This is a genomic window from Thermus sp. CCB_US3_UF1 (assembly GCF_000236585.1).
Taxonomy (GTDB): domain Bacteria; phylum Deinococcota; class Deinococci; order Deinococcales; family Thermaceae; genus Thermus.
This window is the reverse complement of sequence record NC_017278.1, coordinates 430,519-447,258: the sequence shown is the minus strand read 5'-3', so window position 1 is coordinate 447,258 and position 16,740 is coordinate 430,519. Positions and strand designations below refer to the sequence as shown.

Genomic DNA, 16,740 nt, shown 5'->3' with positions numbered 1-16,740 from the left:
TAGCGCAAAGGGATTATACTCGGTGCAAAGGAGGAAGCCATGCAGCTTTTCAGCGAAGCCTGGGCCCAGGCCTACTGCCAAAAGCTCTCGGAAAGCGAGGCCTACCGGAAGGCCGCCGCCACCTGGGAAGGCTCCCTGGCCCTGGCGGTGCGCCAAGACCCCGCCCAGGGCCTGCCCCAGGGGGTGGCGGTGGTCCTGGACCTCTGGCACGGGACCTGCCGCGGGGTGAAGGTGGTGGAGGGGGATGCCGAGGCCGACTTCGTCATCGAGGCCGACCTGGCCACCTGGCAGGAGGTGCTCTCCGGGGGCCTCGAGCCCCTCACCGCCCTCATGCGGGGGCTTTTGGAGCTCAAGAAGGGCTCCATCGCCGCCCTGGCCCCTTACGCCCAGGCCGCCCAGGAGCTGGTGCGGGTGGCGCGGGAGGTGGCATGAGGGCCGTGGTCTACCAAGGCCCCTTCCAGGTGGCGGTGGAGGAGGTCCCAGAGCCCAGGCTGGAAGGGGAGGGCGAGGCCATCGTGGAGGTGGAACTGAGCGCCATCTGCGGCTCAGACCTCCACATCTACCACGGCAAGATCGCCGGGGTCCTGCCCGGGACCGTCCTGGGCCACGAGTTCGTGGGGCGGGTGGTGGAGAAAGGGCCCCTGGTGCCCTGGGCCCTGGGGGAGCGGGTGGTGGGGAGCTTCCAGGTGGCCTGCGGGGAATGCCCCGCCTGCCGCCGGGGCCAGTACTTCGCCTGCCTCAAGGGCGGGGTCTACGGCTTTGGCCTGGCCCTGGGCAACCTGCCGGGGGCCCAGGCGCAACGGGTGCGGGTGCCCTTCGCCCGGCACAGCCTCTTCCCCATCGGGGACCTGCCCGCGGAGGAGGCCATCCTGGCGGGGGACATCCTCACCACCGCTTACGGGGGGGTGAGGCCCTTCCTCACCCCGGGGATGAGCGTGGCCGTGGTGGGCTCGGGGCCCGTGGGCCTCATGGCCCAGGCCGTGGCCCACGCCCTGGGGGCCGGGCCGGTCTTCGCCATTGACCCGGAGGAAAGCCGGCTGGAAAAGGCCCAGGCCCTGGGAAGCCTCCCCGTGAACCCCAAGGCCGAGGACCCCGTGGCCCGGGTGCGCAAGGAAACCGAGGGCCTGGGGGCGGAGCTGGTGGTGGAGGCCGTGGGGGGGGACGGGGAAGCCCTGAAGCTGGCCCTGCGCCTGGCGGGGCCCGGGGGGGTGGTGTCCAGCCTGGGGGTGCCCACGGCGGAGCGGCTGGACTACCCTTGGCTTCCCGCCTTCAGCCGAGGGATCACCCTACGGAGCGCCCTAGCCAACATCCCCCGCTGGATCGGGGAGGTCCTGGCCCTGCAGCGGGTGGGGCGCTTGCGGGGGAGCTTCGTCTTCAGCCACCGCCTGCCCCTGGGGGAAGCGGCGGAAGGGTACCGCCTCTTCCACGAGCGCCGGGCCACCAAGGTGGCCCTGGTGCCCTAAAGAACAAGCGCGCCGCCCGCAGGCGGCCTTTTTGCTCTGACCTTCTTAGTATACCACGGCTTGCCGTTATGTAAAGTGGTATGCGATAAATCCCCTCCTCCACGGGTCTTTCACCGGCCTATCCGAAGTAGGTCAAAATCCATCCCATTTGGGCAATGTGCCCTTCCCTCCCCTAGGAGGGCTAGCCTGAAGGGGAAGGGATAAGGAGGTGGCCTATGGCCCGGTACCTGGTGGTGGCTCACCGCACAGCCAAAAGCCGGGAGTTGGCCGAGAAACTGCAGGAGATCCAGGCCCAAGACCCCGAGGCCCGCTTCGTCCTCCTGGTGCCCGCCGTACCCCCCCAGGCTGGGTATACGAGGAGGGGGAGGTGGAGGCCCAAGCCCAAAGGGAGGCCCAGGGGGCCAAGGCGGCCCTCGAGGCCCAGGGCATCCCCGTGGAGGAGGCCAAACCCGGGGACATCTCTCCCCTACTGGCCCTGGAGGAGGAGCTCCAGGCCCACCCCGGGACCTACCAGGCCATCGTCCTGGCCACCCTGCCCCCAGGGCTTTCCCGCTGGCTGAGGCTGGACGTGCACACCCAAGCGGAGCGCTTCGGCTTGCCGGTGATCCACGTGGTGGCCCAGCCCTAGCCCAACCCATTCTCATCTTCCCCCCGTATACTCGGCCTGGTGTTGGGCCGGTACGCCCTCAAGGAGGTCCTGGTCCCCTACCTGGTGGGGGTCTTCCTTTTCGTAGCCCTTCTCACCTTTGACCTCCTCTCCAGCCTCTCCGGCGTCCTCCTGAGCCGGGGGGTAGGGGTGGAGGCCATTGGCCGGCTCATCCTCCTCCGCCTCCCCTGGACCCTGAGCCTGGCCCTGCCCCTGGGCCTGGTCTTCGCCATCCTGGTGGGGCTTGCCCGCCTCATCCGCCACTCGGAGCTCAAGGCCGCCTACGCCGCCGGGGTGCCCCCTTGGGCCCTCCTCAAGCCCCTAGGGCTTCTGGCCCTGGGGGTAAGCCTCCTCAACCTGGCCAACCTGGCCGAGCTCCGCCCCAGGGCCCTCGAGGCCTACGACGCCCACCTGGCCCGCCTCCTTTACGGGGAAGGGGGCCTGAGCGGGGTCTTGCGCCAGCAGCTCTACGCCCCCCCGGGCCTAGGGGTGTACTACGCCGAGGAGGTGCGCCCCGAGGTGGGCCAGAACCGCCTTTTCGGGGTGCGGGTGGTGGACCCACAGGGAAGGGTCTATAGCGGGGCGGAAGGGGTCTGGGACGCCGAGGGCTGGCACTTCCGGGGGTATGTGCTGGAAGGGGGGCGGCTCAAGCCCTTCCAGGGCACCCTCCCCTTCCCCGCCCAGTTCCGCCCCAAGGAAAGCCTGGGCTCCCGCGACCCCTACGACACCAGCACCCTAGGGGAGCTTTGGGAACGGGGCAAGGTGGAAAGCGGGGCCCGCTTCGCCCTGGCCCGCCGTCTGGCCGACGCCCTGGGGGGGTTTTTCCTGGCCTGGGTGGCCGCGGCCTTGGGGCTTTCCTTCCGCGAGGCCGCCTGGGCCTTCCTCAGCATCGTCCTCCTCATCTTCGGCTACTACGTCCTCTGGACCTTTTCGGCCCAGCTTGCCCGCTACGACGTGAACCCCTTGTGGGCCTTCCTGCCCAACGGCGCCTTCGCCGCCTTGGCCCTTGGGCTCACCTGGAGGTTGCGGTGAAGACCCTGGACCGGTACCTCCTGCGGGAAGCCCTGGGCCTCTTCGCCCTGGGGCTTGGCGTCATCGTCCTCCTCTTCCTGGCGGGGGCGGTCTACGAGGTCCTGGCCCCCCTGGTGGCCAAGGGGGCCGACCCCGCCACCCTCCTCCTCTACCTCCTCTACCGCACCCCCGAGGCCCTGGTGCGGGGAGCCCCGGTGGCCTACCTCTTCGCCCTCCTCCTCCTCCTCTCCCGCATGGCCGAGGACTCGGAGCTCAAGGCCCTCCTGGCCCTTGGGGTCAGGCGGGAGCGGGTTCTCCTGCCCTTCCTCTTCCTGGGCGGGGCCCTTTCCCTCCTGGGCCTCCTCCTGGGGGAGAGCCTGGTGCCCAGGGCCTTGGCCGAGGGTCAGGACCTCCTGAGGCGGCAGGTTTTGGAGCGTCCCCGGGCCCTCCTCACCCCGGGGACCACCTTCCAGGACGCCAAGGGCCGGGTGGTCTATGTGGGGGAGGTGGCGGGGGAGCGGATCGGGAAGCTCCGCGTGCTCTCCCGGGAAGAGGTGGTCTTGGCCGAGGCGGGACGCTTTTCGGGCGGGGTGCTCCAGGTAGGGGGGGGCCAGCGGGTGACCTACGAGGGGGACCGGCCCCGGACCCTGACCCGCTTCCAACGGGGGGAGCTGGTGCTCAAGGACCTGACCTTTGAGCCCTGGCAGAACCCCGCCAACCGCATGGGCCTGGCCCAGCTGCGCCAGGAGGTAGAACGCCTGCGGGCCCAGGGGGTGAAGGCGGGCCTCGAGGCCACCACCTACTACCGCCGCTACGCCGAGCCCGCCGCGGCCCTGGTCTTCGCCCTCTTCGCCGTGGGCCTGGCCTTCTACCTCCTCGGGGGATCGCGCAGCCTGGGCCTGGTGGGGGTGGCGGTCCTCACCTTCTTCTACTACGCCACCTGGAGCGTGGGGCGGATCATGGGGGAGCAGAACGCCCTGGACCCCCTCCTGGCCGCCTGGGGGCCCAACCTGGTCTACGGGGCCCTGGGCCTTCTCCTCTTCCTAGGAGGGCGGCGGTGAGGCCGTGGCTTTGGCTCCTCCTCTTCCTCCTGGCCCCGGCCTGGGCCCAGGAGAAGGCCCTCAAGGTCCTGGAGGCCGAGCGGCTGGAACTGAGGCAGGACGGGGGGGAGGAGGTGTACGTGCTCACGGGTAACCCCGTGCGCCTGGAGCGGGAAGGGGAGGCCATCCAGGCCCTGCGGGTGGTCTACTTCCGCGGGCGGAGGCTCCTTTTCCTCTCCGGGGAGGTGCGCTACCTGGACCGGGAGGGGCGGCGGATCGAGGCCGAGGAGCTGCAAATTGACCTAGGGGACGAGAGCTTTGACGCCCTGGAAGTGCGCATAGAGGCCAAAGACCTCCTCCTCACCGGGCCCCTATGCCAGCGGGCGGCGGGGGCCATCCTGCTAGAGAGGGGGTACGCCACCCCTTGCGCCGGGTGCGGGCAGGAGGTGCCCGACTACGCCTTCCGCGCCCGGGAGATCCTCCTCTACCCCGGGGACCGGGTGGTGGCCCGGGGGGTGGTGCTCCTCATGGGGGAGAAGCCCGTGCTGGAACTCCCCGTCCTCCTCCTTTACCTTTCCGAGCGCCGCCCCCGGCTGGAGCTGGGCCAGGACGAAGGCGGTGCCTACCTAAAGGCCGCCCTGCCCTACGTTTCCCCCCTGGGCCTGGGCTACACCCTCCTCCACTACTACGCCGGGCGGGGCTATGGCTTCGGCCTGGACCACTTCGGCACCGGGGAGGCCAAGGAACGCTACTTCTTCCTCCACACCCCCCCAGACACCTTCCAGTACCGGGGGGAGTACGGCCTGAAGCGGCCCGAGTTCGCCCTCTCTGCCCTCCTGGAGCGGGACGATACCCGGGAAAAGCTCTCCCGCTTCCGCCTGGAAGCCCTCCTCCCCGGCACCCCCACCCCTGGGGACTGGCGCTACGCCCTACGCCTGGAAGGCTTCCTGGACCACGACCCCACCACCCCCCCGCCCCGCAGCCTGCAACGCCTGCCGGAGCTGGAGGCCCAGACCCCCACCCTGCGCGAGGGCCCCTTCAGTCTGCAGGCCAGCCTGGTCCTGGGCCGCTACCTGGCGGAGACCAACCCCCTAAACCGTTCGGCCCGGGCCCTGGGCCCCTACGGGGAGGCAGGGCGGGCCCTCCTCACCCACGGGGAAAGCCTCCTCCTCACCCCCTGGACTGGGGCCAGCCTGCGGCTGGAAAACCGCTTCCGGGGCTTCTACTACACCACGCAAAACCCGGACGGGGAGTACGAGCGCCAGGTGGACTGGACCACCACGGCCAGCTTCCGCCAGGCCCTAGGGGGGGTAAGCGCCGAGCTGGGCTATGGCCGGAGCCTTCAGGAGGGGGAAAGCCCCTTCCGCTTTGACGCCCTACCCCAGCGGCGAAGCCACCAGGCCACCTTGGCCCTGGCTTTCCAGGAAAGGCCCCTCAACCTAGCCCTGCGCACGGGCCGGGATCTGGAAGCGGGCAAGTACCTGCCCCTGGAGGCCCAGGCCGGCCTCCAGGATGCAGGCTACGCCCTCAGCCTGGTCCACCGCCGGGGGCTTTCCGGGGAGGGCCCCCTGGAAACCCGGGCCGAGGGAAGCCTCACCCCTTACCCCTTCTCCCTCCGGATGAGCCTCCGCTATGACCACACCAAGGAGGTTTTTGACCCCCTGGCCCTCCAGGCCGGCTACGCCCTCCCGGGGGGAAGCCTCAACCTAAGCCACCGCCACGGCCTAAACGGTGAGGGGGCCCTGACCACGGACCTGGCCCTGAGCCTAAGGGAGGGCACAAGCGCCTACACCCTCCAGGCCCGCCGGGACTGGCGGCAGGACACCCTGGGCCTCCAGGGCCAGGCCATCTGGGGCCCGGAAAGCCTCTCCCTGCAGGCCAGCCTGGACCGCCAGGCCCTGGGCTACACCCTGGGGTTCCGCAGCGGAACGGCCCCCGGCCCCCTGGGGGAGCTGCAGCTTTCCGGGCGCTACCAGGAGGGCCCAAGGGGGACCAACCTCCGCCTGAGCCTGGTCCAGGCCCTGCCCGAGGTGGGCTTCCGCCTCACGGCCAACCTGCACCTGCCGGAGGTGGGGGACGAGGGGGTGTACCTGAAGGACGCCACCTTCAGCGGGGGAGCGGAGCTCTGGCCCCCCACCCCCGCGGACGAGAAAGGGGAAGGGGCCATCCCGGGGCTAGCCCTCTCCGGGGCCTTCACCTACACCAGGCAGCCCTCGAGGCCCGAGGGGTACACCCTGGCCCTGCGCAACTTCGGCCCCACCCTCACCTTCGTGGGCCGGGAAAGGACCAAGCTCCACCTGGCCGCCCTCCTCAGCCAGAACCTGCCGGGGGAAGCCCTGAGGCCCCGCTTCGTCCTGGTCCTGGACCGTTGCTGCTGGGCCCTGCGCTTCACCCTGGACGCGCAAAAGGGCAGCCTGGGCCTGGCCTTCCTCTACGGGGGGCAGGCGGCGGGCCTCCTCCTTTCCGAGGAGGGCATCCAACTGGGAGGTACGCGGTGAGAAGCCTCTTCCGCCTCTTCCCCTTCCTCCTCCTGGGCCTCTACGCCTGCACGGGCAGCCAAGAGCCCCTCCTGCCCGCCCTGGTGGCCGCAGGAGGGGAGGGCCAGGTGCGCTTCTTCCGCGCCCAGGACCTGCAGGGGGGCGCGGGGAGCCCCGTGGGCACTTGGAACACCCCGGGCCTTCAGGACCTGGCCTACAGCAACGCCTCGGGGCGGCTTTACCTGCTTTTCCCCGACCGGGTGGAGGCCTACGCCACCCAGGGCTTTACGGAAAACGCCGCCCCCCAAGCTCCCCCCCTGTCTGCCCCCTTGCCCGCGGACTGCACCGGGGGCTACCTGCGCCTGGGGCAGAACCGGCTTTTGGTCCACTGCCCCGGGGCGGGCCGGGCCTTCCTGCTGAACCTGGCGGACCTGGGAAACCAGGAGGAGGCCGACCTCACGGGCCTGCCCCCAGGAAGCCGCCTGGCCCTCTACCCCCAAAACACCCTGGAGCTTTTGGCCTACCTCACCGATACCGTCTTGGGCTACCGCCCTCCCAGCAACCCCACGGGAAGCCCCAAAGGGGAAGCGGCCCTGGGCCTTGCCTTCACCCCCAGCGACCTCCGGCTGGACCCAATCCGGGGCCGCCTCCTGGGGGCGGGCCGTGGGGCCACGGAAACCTACCTGGTCCGCTGGGAGGGAACCTCCCCTAACACCCCGTCCCTTGGACTCCAGGGAGCGGTGCGGCTGGCCCTGGACCCGGTCCAAGGCCTGGCGGCCTACGGCGGGGGCTTCCGCGCCCTGGAGCCCCAGGACTCCGGGCCCCGTCAGGGCTTTTCCACCTATGGGGCGGGGCTGGTGGGCCAGGACGCCTACCTGTACCTGGCCCGGGGGAACCTATTGGAGGTCTACGACCTCCAGGCCAACCCCTTCCCGGCCTCGCCCCAGGCCACCGCCCTCCTGGGCTTTAGCCCCAGCGCCCTGGCCTTCATCCCCGTAGAATGAGGCCATGCTCCAGGGCAAAGCCTTTTTGGTCACGGGGGCGGGCGGGGCCTTGGCCCGGGCGGTCATCCCTGCCCTGCACCGGGCGGGGGCCAGGCTGTTCCTCTCCGACCCCCGTCCCGAGCGCATGGCGGAACGGGCCCAAGGGGTGGGGGCGGAGACCTTTGTGGCCGACCTGACCCGCCTCGAGGAGGCCGAGGCCCTGGCCCGCTTCGTGGAACGCCAGGCCCCCCTCCACGGGGTGGTGCACACCGTGGGCGGCTTCGCCGCCGGGCGCTTCCTGGACTCGGACCCCGGGCTTTACGACTGGATGCTGGACCTCAACCTGCGCACCACCTACAACCTCCTGCGGGCCGTCCTCCCCTACATGGAACGGCGAGGGGAGGGCTTCTTTGCCGCCATCGCCGCCGGGCCCGCCTGGACGGGGAGCGGGCCGGGCCGGGTCCTCTACACCGTGGCCAAGACCGCCCTGGCCAGCCTCCTCCGCTCCCTGCAGGGGGAGGTGGAGGGGGTGCGCTTCCTCGTGGTTTACCCCATGGGCACCCTGGACACCGAGGCCAACCGCCGGGCCATGCCCGAGGCCGACCCCAGTCGCTGGATCGCCCCCGAGTTCCTGGCCGAGGCCATCGTCCTAGCCGCCTCGGCTAGGGGAGGGAGGCTTCTGGAGCTTCCCATCTACCCCCCCACCTAGCCCCCACCCAGGCCCCCAGGGCATCGGCCACCAGGTCCCAGCCGAAGGCCTCCCGGCCAGGGATGAAGCTTTGGTGCCACTCGTCCCCCACCCCGTAGAGGAAGGCCCCGAGGAAGGCGGCCCGCCAGCGGCCTAGGCCGAGGCCCAGAAGCCCGCCCAAGAGGAGGTAGGCCAGGAAGTGGGCGGCCTTGTCCCAAGGGTGGGGGAGGCCCGCCCCCGTGGCGGGCTGGTGGGAAAGCCAGAAGAGGAGGCCCATGTGGAGAAGGGCCAGGACCAGGGCCCAGGGGCGCCTCATGCCTCTTCCACCAGCTCCCAGAGCACCCCCAGGCCGAAGGAGGGGTGCAGAAAGGCCACCCGGTGGCCGCCAAAGCCCGGCCGGGGGGTTTCGTCAATGGCCTGGGCCCCCTCCTGGCGAAGCCGGGCCAGGTCCTCGAGGATCCGGGGCGTGGCGAAGGCCAGGTGGTGAAGCCCGGGGCCCCGCTTGGCCAAAAAGCGGCCCACAGGGGTATCCGGCCCCAGGGGGGCGAGGAGTTCCAAAAGGGTCTCCCCCTCCCCCTGGAGCATGGCCACCCGCACCCCCTGGGCCGTCACCTCCCCCTCCGCCAGGACCCGGTACCCCAGGAGGAGGTAGCGGGCCTTGGCTGCCTCGAGGTCCTCCACGGCAATCCCCACGTGATGGAGCCGCATGGGGCTATTCTAGCCCCTCCAGGATGCCCCGGGCCGCCTGTAGGCCGGAGAAGAGGCATCCGCCCAGAAAGGTACCCTCCAGGGCCTTGTACCCGTGAAACCCACCCCCGCCAAACCCCGCGGCCTCCCCGGCGGCGAAGAGGCCCGGGAGGGGCTTCCCCCCCGGGGTGAGGGCCCGGCCCTTGAGGTCGGTCTGGATGCCCCCTAAGGTCTTGCGGGTCAGGGTCCAAAGGCGCACCGCCACCAAAGGACCCCCCCGGCCCCCCAGGAAGGGATGGGGCTTGGCCACGCGGAAAAGGCGGTCCCCACGGTAGCGGCGGAAGCCCCAAAGGGCCTGGACCTGGGCGTCCTTGGCGAAGGGGTGGAGGAGTTCCCGGTCCCGGGCCTTGACCTCCCGCTCCAACCCCACCGGGTCCAGAACCCCTGGGGCCAGGGCATCCATCTTGCTCAGGAGCTCGGAAAGGTCCTCGGCCACTAAAAAGTCCCGGCCCCGCTCCAAGAAAGCCCGCACCGGGGCCGCCGGGCCCAGAAGGCGGTTTTGCATCACCCGAAGCCAGCTTCTGCCCGTCAGGTCGGGGTTCTGTTCCGAGCCTGAGAGGGCGAACTCCTTCTTTAGGGTGGCGAGGTCCAGGATGAACCAGCTCCAGTCCCACCCCCTCTGGCGCAGGTGGCGCAGGGTTTCCAGGGCGTCAAACCCGGGGAAAAGGGGCGGGGGAAGGCGCTTTCCCGTGGCGTCCACCCAGAGTGCGGAAGGCCCGGGGAGGATGCGGATCCCGTGGTGGCTCCAGATGGGGGTGTGGTTCTCCACCCCCTCGGGGTAGTGCCACATCCGGTCCAGGTTGACCAGCCTGGCCCCCGCCCTTTCCGCCAGGAAAAGCCCGGCGCCGTCCACGTGGTCCGGCACCCCGGAGAGCATCCTCTGCGGGGGCTTGCCCAGGCGCTCGGGCCAGAAACGGCGCACCAACTCCAGGTTGCCCCCGATCCCCCCGGTGGCCAGGAGGACCGCCTGGGCCCGGTAGCAAAACTCCCCCAGGGCCCGCCGGCTTGTGGGGACGCCCCGGGGTTTGGGGTCCTCCTCCAAGACCAGGCCCGCCACCCCCACCGCCTTTCCCCCCTCCACCAGGACCTCCTCCGCGCGGTGGCGCAGGCGGACCTGGAGGAGGCCCCGCTCCTCCAGTTGTCTCGCCCGCCGCAGAAATGGTTCCAGAAGCCCCGGCCCCGTGCCCCAGACGATGTGGAAGCGGGGCACGGAGTTGCCATGGCCGCTGGCCAGCCCTCCGCCCCGCTCGGCCCAGCCCACCACGGGGAAAAAGCGCACCCCCATGGAGGCCAGCCAGGCCCGCTTCTCCCCTGCGGCGAACTCCAGGTAGGCCTGGGCGAAGAGCCTCCCCCAGTGGTCCTCCTCCCGATCGTAGGCGGCCGAGCCCATCCAGTCCTGGAAGGCCAGCTCCACCGAGTCCCGGATGCCCAGGCGCCGCTGCTCCGGGGAGTTCACCAGGAAAAGCCCACCGAAGGACCAGAAGGCCTGCCCCCCAAGATGGGCCTCCTGCTCCAGGAGGAGAACCCGCTTGCCCTTGGCCGCAAGCTCCGTGGCCGCCACCAGGCCCGCCAACCCGCCCCCTACCACGATGGCCTCGGCGTCCATAGGTTATGGGGATTGTACCCGGATCAGAGGTCGTACCAGGGGGGTTTGCCCCGGAAGAGCTCCACCTCCTCCCCCAGGAGGTCCTTGGGGGCCTCCTCGAGGCGGATCACCTGGGGGGGGCAGCTTTCCACACAGGCCCCGCACCCGGTGCAGGCGGCCACCCGGAGGCGTAGGACGTACTCCTCCCCCTCCCGCACCCGGGACACGGCCTCCGTGGGGCAGACGTTGGTGCAGACCGGGCAGAGGGTGCACCCCTCCTCCACCCGGATCCGGGGCCAGCGGACCTCCGGGGAGCGGCTTGCGGCCAAGGCGCGCAGCCGGAGCTCGGCGGGGAGGCCCTTCTCCTCAGGCTCCTGGGGCAGGGGCAGCTCGGGGACCAGGTCGGCGGCGGTGCGCTTGGCGCTCCCCATAAGGGCCTGGAAAAGCTCCCGCCGCCCCACCTTCTCTCCGGGAAGCTCCCCCTGGCGCACCTCCACCTCCACCGGGAAGTAGCGCCGGGCCTCGGCGGCCATGCGCTCCAGGTGCTGGGGCACAGAAGCCCCCCCTACCCGGCAACCCTCACACGCCCCCCGGGCCAGGACCACCCGGCCAAAGCGGCTTCCCGCCTCGGCCAGAAGCCCCGGGGTGAGGCGGCCCAGGCACAAGACCTCCTCCCCCTTGCCCTCGGCCTTGGAGCAGCGCAGCTGCCCCTTGCCCCGGATAAGGGCCTCCTGCACCCCCCCGAGGGGAAACTCCAGGGCCACCCCCGGGCAGACCCCGGTGCACAGGCCGCAACCGGTGCACAGGACCTCGTCCAGCTCCACCCGCCACCCCTCGAGGCGCACCGCCCCCTTAGGGCAGGCCTGGTGGCAGCGGTCGCACCCCCCCACGCTGTTCTTGTAGAGGAGGCAGCGGGCCTCGGTGTAGCGGGGCCGGGGGTCCGTGGCCTTGAGGAAGGCCTGGAGCAGGTTATCCAAGAAGCCCATCTAGCCCCCGGGGAGAAGGTCCCGTATGGCCTCGAGGAAGCGGGCGAACTGGGGGAAGTCCAGTTGCTGCTGGTTGTCGGAAAGGGCCACCTTGGGGTTGGGGTGGACCTCCACGTGCACCCCGTCCGCCCCCACCGCCAGGGCCGCCCGGGCCAGGGGGGCCAGGAGATCCGTGCGCCCGGCGGCGTGGGTCACGTCCACGATCACGGGCAGGTGGGTCTCCTGCTTGGCCAGGGCCACGGCGGAAAGGTCCAGGGTGTTCCGGGTCCAGCGCTCAAAGGTGCGGATCCCCCTTTCCGCCAGGATCACCTGCTCGTTGCCCTGGGAGAGGATGTACTCGGCGGCATAGAACCACTCCTCCATGGTGGCGGAAAGCCCCCGCTTGAGGAGGACGGGCCTGCCCGCCCTGCCCACCTCCTTGAGGAGGGCAAAGTTCTGCATGTTGCGGGCCCCGATCTGCAGGATGTCCGCGTACTCCGCCACCACCTCCACATCCCGGGTGTCCATGACCTCGGTGACGAAGACCATGCCGAAGGCGTCCGCCGCCCTGCGGCCAATGCGCAGGCCCTCCACCCCCAGGCCCTGGAAGCCGTAGGGGCTGGTCCTGGGCTTGAAGGCCCCACCCCGCAGGACCCTCACCCCCTTCCCCGCCAGGAAGCGGGCGGTCTCCAGCATCTGCGCCTCGGACTCAATGGAACAAGGACCGGCAATGAGGAGGGGCTTTTCCCCAAAGACCACGTCCTTGACCCGCACCCTCGTGGGCTCGGGCTTGTGGGCCTTGGAGTAGAGGAACTTCTTCTGGTCCTGGCGCTCCTCCAGGTCCAGGCTGGCCTGGAAGATCTCCTTGAAGAGCTTGCGGATGGTCTCCGCGGGGAAGGGGCCGGGGTTTTCCGCCGTGAGGTAGGCCAGCATCTCCTCCTCCCGCTTGGGGTCGTAGTGGGGCAGGCCCAGCTCGGTCTGGATGCGGCCTATCTCCTGCACCAGCCGCCCCCTTTCCGAGAGGAGGCGCAAAAGCTCCCGGTTCACCCGGTCCACCTCTTTCCTTAGGGCCAGGATGCGCTCGTCCATAGGCTTCAGGCGGTTTCTTCCTTGGGCCTAGCCCGCTCCGCCAGGCGGGCCACCAGGACGGAAACCCAGTACAGAAGGAGAAGGGGGCCGGTCACGATGGAAAGGGAGACGATGTCCACCGTGGGGGTGATGACCGCCGCCAGGGTGAGGAGAAGGACCACGGCCACCCGCCAGTTGCGGGCCAAAAAGCCCGAGGAGAGGATCCCCAGCCGGGCCAGGAGGTAGCTCACCACCGGCATCTCAAAGACCAGGCCCATGACGCTCATCATCATGAGCACCTGGCCCATGTAGCGGCCAATGGAGATCTGGGGGGTGATCACGTCCCCCAAAAAGCCCAGGAGGAAGGGGATGGCGAAGGGCAGGAAGCCGTAGTAGGCGAAAAGCGCCCCTAGGGCGAAGCTGAACCCCGCCCCCAGGAGGAAGGGGGCCGCCAGGCGCTTCTCGTGCTCGTAAAGCCCCGGGGCGATGAAGGCCCAGACCTGGTAGACGATGAAGGGCAGGGCCAAGACCAGGCCGCCGAAGGCCGCCACCTTGAGGGAGACCAGAAAGGGCTCGGTGATGTCCAAGACGATGAGGTTGACCTGGATGCCGTTCTGGGCCGCCGCCAGGTCCAAGGGCCGCTTGAGCCAGTCCAGAAGCCCCACGCGGAAGCTCCAGGCCACCCCGGTGCCCACCACCCAGGCTAGGAGGGACCAGAGGAGGCGGGCCCTCAGCTCTTCCAGGTGTTCTACCAGGGGGGCTTCCTTCAAGCCTTACGCTCCTCGGCCTCGAGGGCCTTGGCCGGGGTTTCGGCCTTGGGCTTGGGCTCCTCCCGCACCTCCACGCTCTTCTCCAGCTCCTCGCGGATCTCCTGCGCCCCCCGCTTGAACTCGCGGATGCTCTGCCCCAAGGAGCGGCCAAGCTCGGGGAGCTTTTTGGGCCCGAAGATGAGAAGGGCCACCACCAGGATCACCAGGATTTCCGGCATGCCCAGGTTCATAAACCCCAGTTTAGCACCCAGACGGAAAGGGAGATGAAGCCCTACTCCCCTTCCCGCTTGCGGCGGGCGTAGCCCTCGAGGTTGCGCTGCCGCCCCCGGGCCACGGCCAGGGCCTCCTCGGGGACATCCTGGGTGATCACGCTCCCCGCCCCCACCATGGCCCCATCCCCCACCCGCACCGGGGCCACCAGGACGGCGTTGGAGCCGATGAAGGCCCCCTTGCCGATCCAGGTGCGGTGCTTGCGCTTGCCGTCGTAGTTGGCGGTGATCACCCCGGCCCCGATGTTGGCCCCTTCCCCCACCTCGGCATCCCCCAGGTAGGCCAGGTGGCCGGCCTTCACCCCTGGGTGGAGGAGGCTATTCTTCACCTCCACGAAGTTGCCCACGTGCACCCCCTCCCGGAGCACCGCCCCCGGGCGCAGGCGGGCGAAGGGCCCGGCGTCGGCCCCCCCGGCGATCACCGCCCCTTGGGCCACGGTGTGGCCCAAGACCCTGGCCCCAGGCTCCAGCACCGTGTCCTCCAGAAGGGCGTAAGGCCCCACCTCGGCCCCCTCGCCGATCCGGGTCTTCCCCTTGAGGACCACCCCAGGCCACAGGGTCACGTCGGGGGCCAGCTCCACGCTGGGCTCGAGGTAGACGCTCTCGGGTAGGATCATCCGCACCCCCCTTCGCATCCACTCCGCGCGCAGCCGGGCAAGCAGGATCCCCTCCACCCGGGCCAGCTCCTCCCGGGTGTTCACCCCTAGGGCCTCCTCGGCGGCCCCCCGCACCGCCGCCACCCGCTTCCCGTGGGCCCGGTAAATGGCGATGAGGTCAGGAAGGTAATACTCCCGGGCGGCGTTCTCGTTCCTCACCTCCTTGAGGGCCCGGAAGAGGAAAGGGTCAAAGGCATAGGCCCCGGCGTTCACCTCCCGGATGGCCCGCACCTCGGGGGTGGCGTCCTTCTCCTCCACGCTCCCCAAGACCTCCTCCCCCTGGCGCAGGATGCGGCCATACCCCGTGGGGTCGGAGAGCTCCACGGTGAGGAGGGCCATCCCTGCCCCCTCCCCCACCCTTTCCAGCAGGCCCCCTAGGGTGCTGGGGGAAAGCAAGGGGGTGTCCCCTTGCGTCACCAGGGTGGGACCGGGGAAATCCTTCAGGAAGGGCTCGGCCTGCAAGAGGGCGTGGGCGGTGCCCAGCTGCTCTTTCTGAAAGGCCACCTCCACCGGATACCCCTCCAGGGCCTCCAGGACCTTCTCCTTGCCGTGGCCCACCACCACCACCAGCTTGGCCGGGTTCAGGGCCAAGGCGGTCTCCACGGCGTAGGCCAGCATGGGCTTGCCGAGAAGGGGGTGCAGGACCTTGGGCAGCCGGGACCGCATCCTAGTCCCCTGCCCGGCGGCCAGGATCACGTGGGCGTGCATAAGGCTATGCTACCCCAGGGCCTTGGCTCTTTGGCCCAGGCGCCGGAGCATGTACAGGGCAAGAAGGATGAGGGGGAGGCTCACCACCTGGGTGGCGGTGAAAAGGCCGATGCCCAGCTCGTCGTTCCGGTAGACGGGAAGCCACAAGGGGTTGAGGCGGAAAGGCTCCTCCAGGACCGAGCGCAAGACGCTGTACCAAAGGAGGAACTGCCAGAAGGCATAGCCGTCAAAGGGCCTCTTCCGCAGCCAAGCCAAGGCCAGGGGCAGGAGGATGAGGCCCACCAGGGCCCCGTAGACCTGGGTGAGGTGCACCGGGCCCCGCAGGAGCTCCTGGCAGCTGTACACCTGGGCGATATCGTCAATCCCCGGGCAGATCCCGGGGAAGCCCTTGGCCCACTCCGGCCAGGTAAAGCCGATGGGCAGGGTGGTGAGGCGGCCTGCGGTGTCGGAGCCATTCATCAGGTTGCCGATGCGCCCGGCAAGGATGCCCAGGGCCACCCCGGGGGTGGCGGCGTCCAGGTAGGGCCAAAGGGGGTACCCCCGCCGGCGGTGGTAGTAGAGGAAGACCAGGGCCCCCCCCAGGATGGCCCCGTGGAAGGAAAGGCCCCCGTGCCAGATGTAGAGGATCTCCAGGGGGTTTTCCAGGAAGTACCCGGGGGAGGTGAGGACATAGCCCAGCCTGGCCCCCACCACCCCAAAGACCACCGCCCAGAAGGCCACGGTTTCAAACTTTTCCGCATCCAGCCCCCAGGCCCTAAGGCGGCGCTTGGCCAGCTCAAACCCCAGGAAGATGGCCAGGGTGAGGAGAAAGCCGTACCACTGGATGCGCAGGGGACCGATCTGGATCATGGTGGGATCCACGCTTTACCTCCCTTCAAGGTTTGGCCAAAGGGCGAGAAGCTCCTTTTCCGTAAAAGCCCCCTCCAGGAGGGGCTCCTCCCCCACAAGGAGGACCGGCACCCGCCACGCGTAGCGGGCCAGGAGTTGGGGCTCCTGGTCCACCAGGCGGCGGACATAGGGCACCCCTAAGGTCCAGAGGGCCCGTTCCGCCCGCTCGCATAGGCCGCACCCCTCCCGGGTGAGGAAGACCAGCTCCATGGGGGGAAGCATACCCTATGCCGCTAGAAGATGGCCCGGAGGACCAAGAGGCCCATGGCCACGTGGACCAGGGTCTTGGCCACCACCCCCCCCAGGAGGCCCACCAGGGTGCCCCAGGCCGCCCTAAGGGCCTCATCCGGCCTTCTTCCCGAAAGATATTCCAAAAGCCAGGCCAGGAGGAAGGGGAGGACCAGGACCCCCACCACCCCCAGGAAAAGGCCCAGCACCCCTCCCAGGAAGGCCCCCCAGAGCCCCGCCCGGCCCGCCCCGTATCGCCTGGCCCCCAGGAGGGCCGCCACGTTGTCCAGGGTCATGGCCAAAAGGGCCAGGACCCCCAGGGCCAGCCAAGCGCCCACGGAAAGCTCCCGGAAGCCCAGGAGAAGCTCGTGGAGGAAGGCCCCCAGGAGGATGATGAGGGTGGCGGGCACAAAGGGGAGGAGGGTGAGGCCCACCCCGGCCACCCAAAAGGCCACGAAGAGCCAGTCGGCTAAGGCCTCCACGGGGCCAGCCTAACGGGGCCCAGGATGAGAAGGAGGAGGGACATCCGCCACCGCCAGAGGGCGTAA

Annotated in this window: 18 protein-coding genes and 1 pseudogene; 8 read left to right on the top strand and 11 right to left on the bottom strand. The window is 69.9% G+C overall.

Annotated elements, in window-relative coordinates; translation table 11 throughout:
• Positions 1 to 39 precede the first annotated feature (39 nt).
• The 8 genes and pseudogenes from TCCBUS3UF1_RS02055 to TCCBUS3UF1_RS02020 all read left to right on the top strand — a co-directional run bounded on the left by TCCBUS3UF1_RS02055 (position 40) and on the right by TCCBUS3UF1_RS02020 (position 8,329).
• Entirely contained in the window at positions 40 to 432 is a 393-nt protein-coding gene (locus TCCBUS3UF1_RS02055; protein WP_014514840.1) for an SCP2 sterol-binding domain-containing protein, read from the top strand.
• Positions 429 to 1,463, top strand: a complete 1,035-nt coding sequence (locus tag TCCBUS3UF1_RS02050; protein ID WP_014514839.1) for an alcohol dehydrogenase family protein — start codon at positions 429 to 431, stop codon at positions 1,461 to 1,463. The genes TCCBUS3UF1_RS02055 and TCCBUS3UF1_RS02050 overlap by 4 nt, the downstream gene beginning before the upstream one ends.
• A 215-nt stretch (positions 1,464 to 1,678) precedes the next feature.
• Positions 1,679 to 2,091, top strand: a pseudogene (locus tag TCCBUS3UF1_RS12415) (hypothetical protein).
• 39 nt (positions 2,092 to 2,130) lie between these two features.
• Complete coding sequence (locus tag TCCBUS3UF1_RS02040) at positions 2,131 to 3,141, top strand: LptF/LptG family permease (protein ID WP_014514837.1); 1,011 nt, start codon at positions 2,131 to 2,133, stop codon at positions 3,139 to 3,141.
• On the top strand, positions 3,138 to 4,181 hold the full coding sequence (locus TCCBUS3UF1_RS02035) for an LptF/LptG family permease (RefSeq protein WP_014514836.1): 1,044 nt from the start codon (positions 3,138 to 3,140) through the stop codon (positions 4,179 to 4,181). Before TCCBUS3UF1_RS02040 ends, TCCBUS3UF1_RS02035 begins: the two co-directional genes overlap by 4 nt.
• Positions 4,178 to 6,658: a hypothetical protein gene (locus TCCBUS3UF1_RS02030; protein WP_014514835.1), complete on the top strand. Its 2,481-nt coding sequence runs from the start codon at positions 4,178 to 4,180 to the stop codon at positions 6,656 to 6,658. Before TCCBUS3UF1_RS02035 ends, TCCBUS3UF1_RS02030 begins: the two co-directional genes overlap by 4 nt.
• Positions 6,655 to 7,641, top strand: a complete 987-nt coding sequence (locus TCCBUS3UF1_RS02025) for a hypothetical protein (protein ID WP_014514834.1) — start codon at positions 6,655 to 6,657, stop codon at positions 7,639 to 7,641. Before TCCBUS3UF1_RS02030 ends, TCCBUS3UF1_RS02025 begins: the two co-directional genes overlap by 4 nt.
• A gap of 4 nt (positions 7,642 to 7,645) precedes the next feature.
• On the top strand, positions 7,646 to 8,329 hold the full coding sequence (locus TCCBUS3UF1_RS02020) for an SDR family oxidoreductase (RefSeq protein WP_014514833.1): 684 nt from the start codon (positions 7,646 to 7,648) through the stop codon (positions 8,327 to 8,329).
• On the opposite strand, the gene TCCBUS3UF1_RS02015 is transcribed toward TCCBUS3UF1_RS02020, so the two are convergent.
• Genes TCCBUS3UF1_RS02015 through TCCBUS3UF1_RS01965 form a run of 11 tightly spaced genes read right to left on the bottom strand, consistent with a single transcriptional unit; the run spans position 8,283 to position 16,674 of the window.
• On the bottom strand, positions 8,283 to 8,624 hold the full coding sequence (locus TCCBUS3UF1_RS02015; protein ID WP_014514832.1) for a VanZ family protein: 342 nt from the start codon (positions 8,622 to 8,624) through the stop codon (positions 8,283 to 8,285). The two genes, TCCBUS3UF1_RS02020 and TCCBUS3UF1_RS02015, sit on opposite strands and share 47 nt — an antisense overlap.
• Positions 8,621 to 9,016, bottom strand: a complete 396-nt coding sequence (gene mce, locus TCCBUS3UF1_RS02010; protein ID WP_014514831.1) for a methylmalonyl-CoA epimerase — start codon at positions 9,014 to 9,016, stop codon at positions 8,621 to 8,623. The genes TCCBUS3UF1_RS02015 and mce overlap by 4 nt, the downstream gene beginning before the upstream one ends.
• 4 nt (positions 9,017 to 9,020) lie before the next feature.
• Positions 9,021 to 10,661, bottom strand: a complete 1,641-nt coding sequence (locus TCCBUS3UF1_RS02005) for an FAD-binding dehydrogenase (RefSeq protein WP_014514830.1) — start codon at positions 10,659 to 10,661, stop codon at positions 9,021 to 9,023.
• Between the two features lie 23 nt (positions 10,662 to 10,684).
• Positions 10,685 to 11,626: a 4Fe-4S dicluster domain-containing protein gene (locus TCCBUS3UF1_RS02000; RefSeq protein WP_014514829.1), complete on the bottom strand. Its 942-nt coding sequence runs from the start codon at positions 11,624 to 11,626 to the stop codon at positions 10,685 to 10,687.
• Positions 11,627 to 12,694: a bifunctional 3-deoxy-7-phosphoheptulonate synthase/chorismate mutase gene (locus tag TCCBUS3UF1_RS01995; RefSeq protein WP_014514828.1), complete on the bottom strand. Its 1,068-nt coding sequence runs from the start codon at positions 12,692 to 12,694 to the stop codon at positions 11,627 to 11,629.
• Between the two features lie 5 nt (positions 12,695 to 12,699).
• Positions 12,700 to 13,443 (bottom strand): twin-arginine translocase subunit TatC, encoded by a 744-nt coding sequence (gene tatC / locus TCCBUS3UF1_RS01990; protein WP_014514827.1) that lies wholly within the window; start codon positions 13,441 to 13,443, stop codon positions 12,700 to 12,702.
• Positions 13,440 to 13,673 carry a TatA/E family twin arginine-targeting protein translocase gene (locus TCCBUS3UF1_RS01985; RefSeq protein WP_014514826.1) on the bottom strand — a complete coding sequence of 78 codons (234 nt, stop codon included), beginning with the start codon at positions 13,671 to 13,673 and terminating at the stop codon, positions 13,440 to 13,442. The genes tatC and TCCBUS3UF1_RS01985 overlap by 4 nt, the downstream gene beginning before the upstream one ends.
• 41 nt (positions 13,674 to 13,714) lie before the next feature.
• Positions 13,715 to 15,076 carry a bifunctional UDP-N-acetylglucosamine diphosphorylase/glucosamine-1-phosphate N-acetyltransferase GlmU gene (glmU, locus tag TCCBUS3UF1_RS01980; protein ID WP_014514825.1) on the bottom strand — a complete coding sequence of 454 codons (1,362 nt, stop codon included), beginning with the start codon at positions 15,074 to 15,076 and terminating at the stop codon, positions 13,715 to 13,717.
• Between the two features lie 9 nt (positions 15,077 to 15,085).
• On the bottom strand, positions 15,086 to 15,925 hold the full coding sequence (gene lgt, locus TCCBUS3UF1_RS01975; protein WP_155983308.1) for a prolipoprotein diacylglyceryl transferase: 840 nt from the start codon (positions 15,923 to 15,925) through the stop codon (positions 15,086 to 15,088).
• A 15-nt stretch (positions 15,926 to 15,940) separates the two neighbouring features.
• Positions 15,941 to 16,186, bottom strand: a complete 246-nt coding sequence (locus TCCBUS3UF1_RS01970; protein ID WP_014514823.1) for a glutaredoxin family protein — start codon at positions 16,184 to 16,186, stop codon at positions 15,941 to 15,943.
• 11 nt (positions 16,187 to 16,197) lie between these two features.
• Complete coding sequence (locus tag TCCBUS3UF1_RS01965) at positions 16,198 to 16,674, bottom strand: DUF456 domain-containing protein (RefSeq protein WP_014514822.1); 477 nt, start codon at positions 16,672 to 16,674, stop codon at positions 16,198 to 16,200.
• Between the last annotated feature and the right edge of the window lie 66 nt (positions 16,675 to 16,740).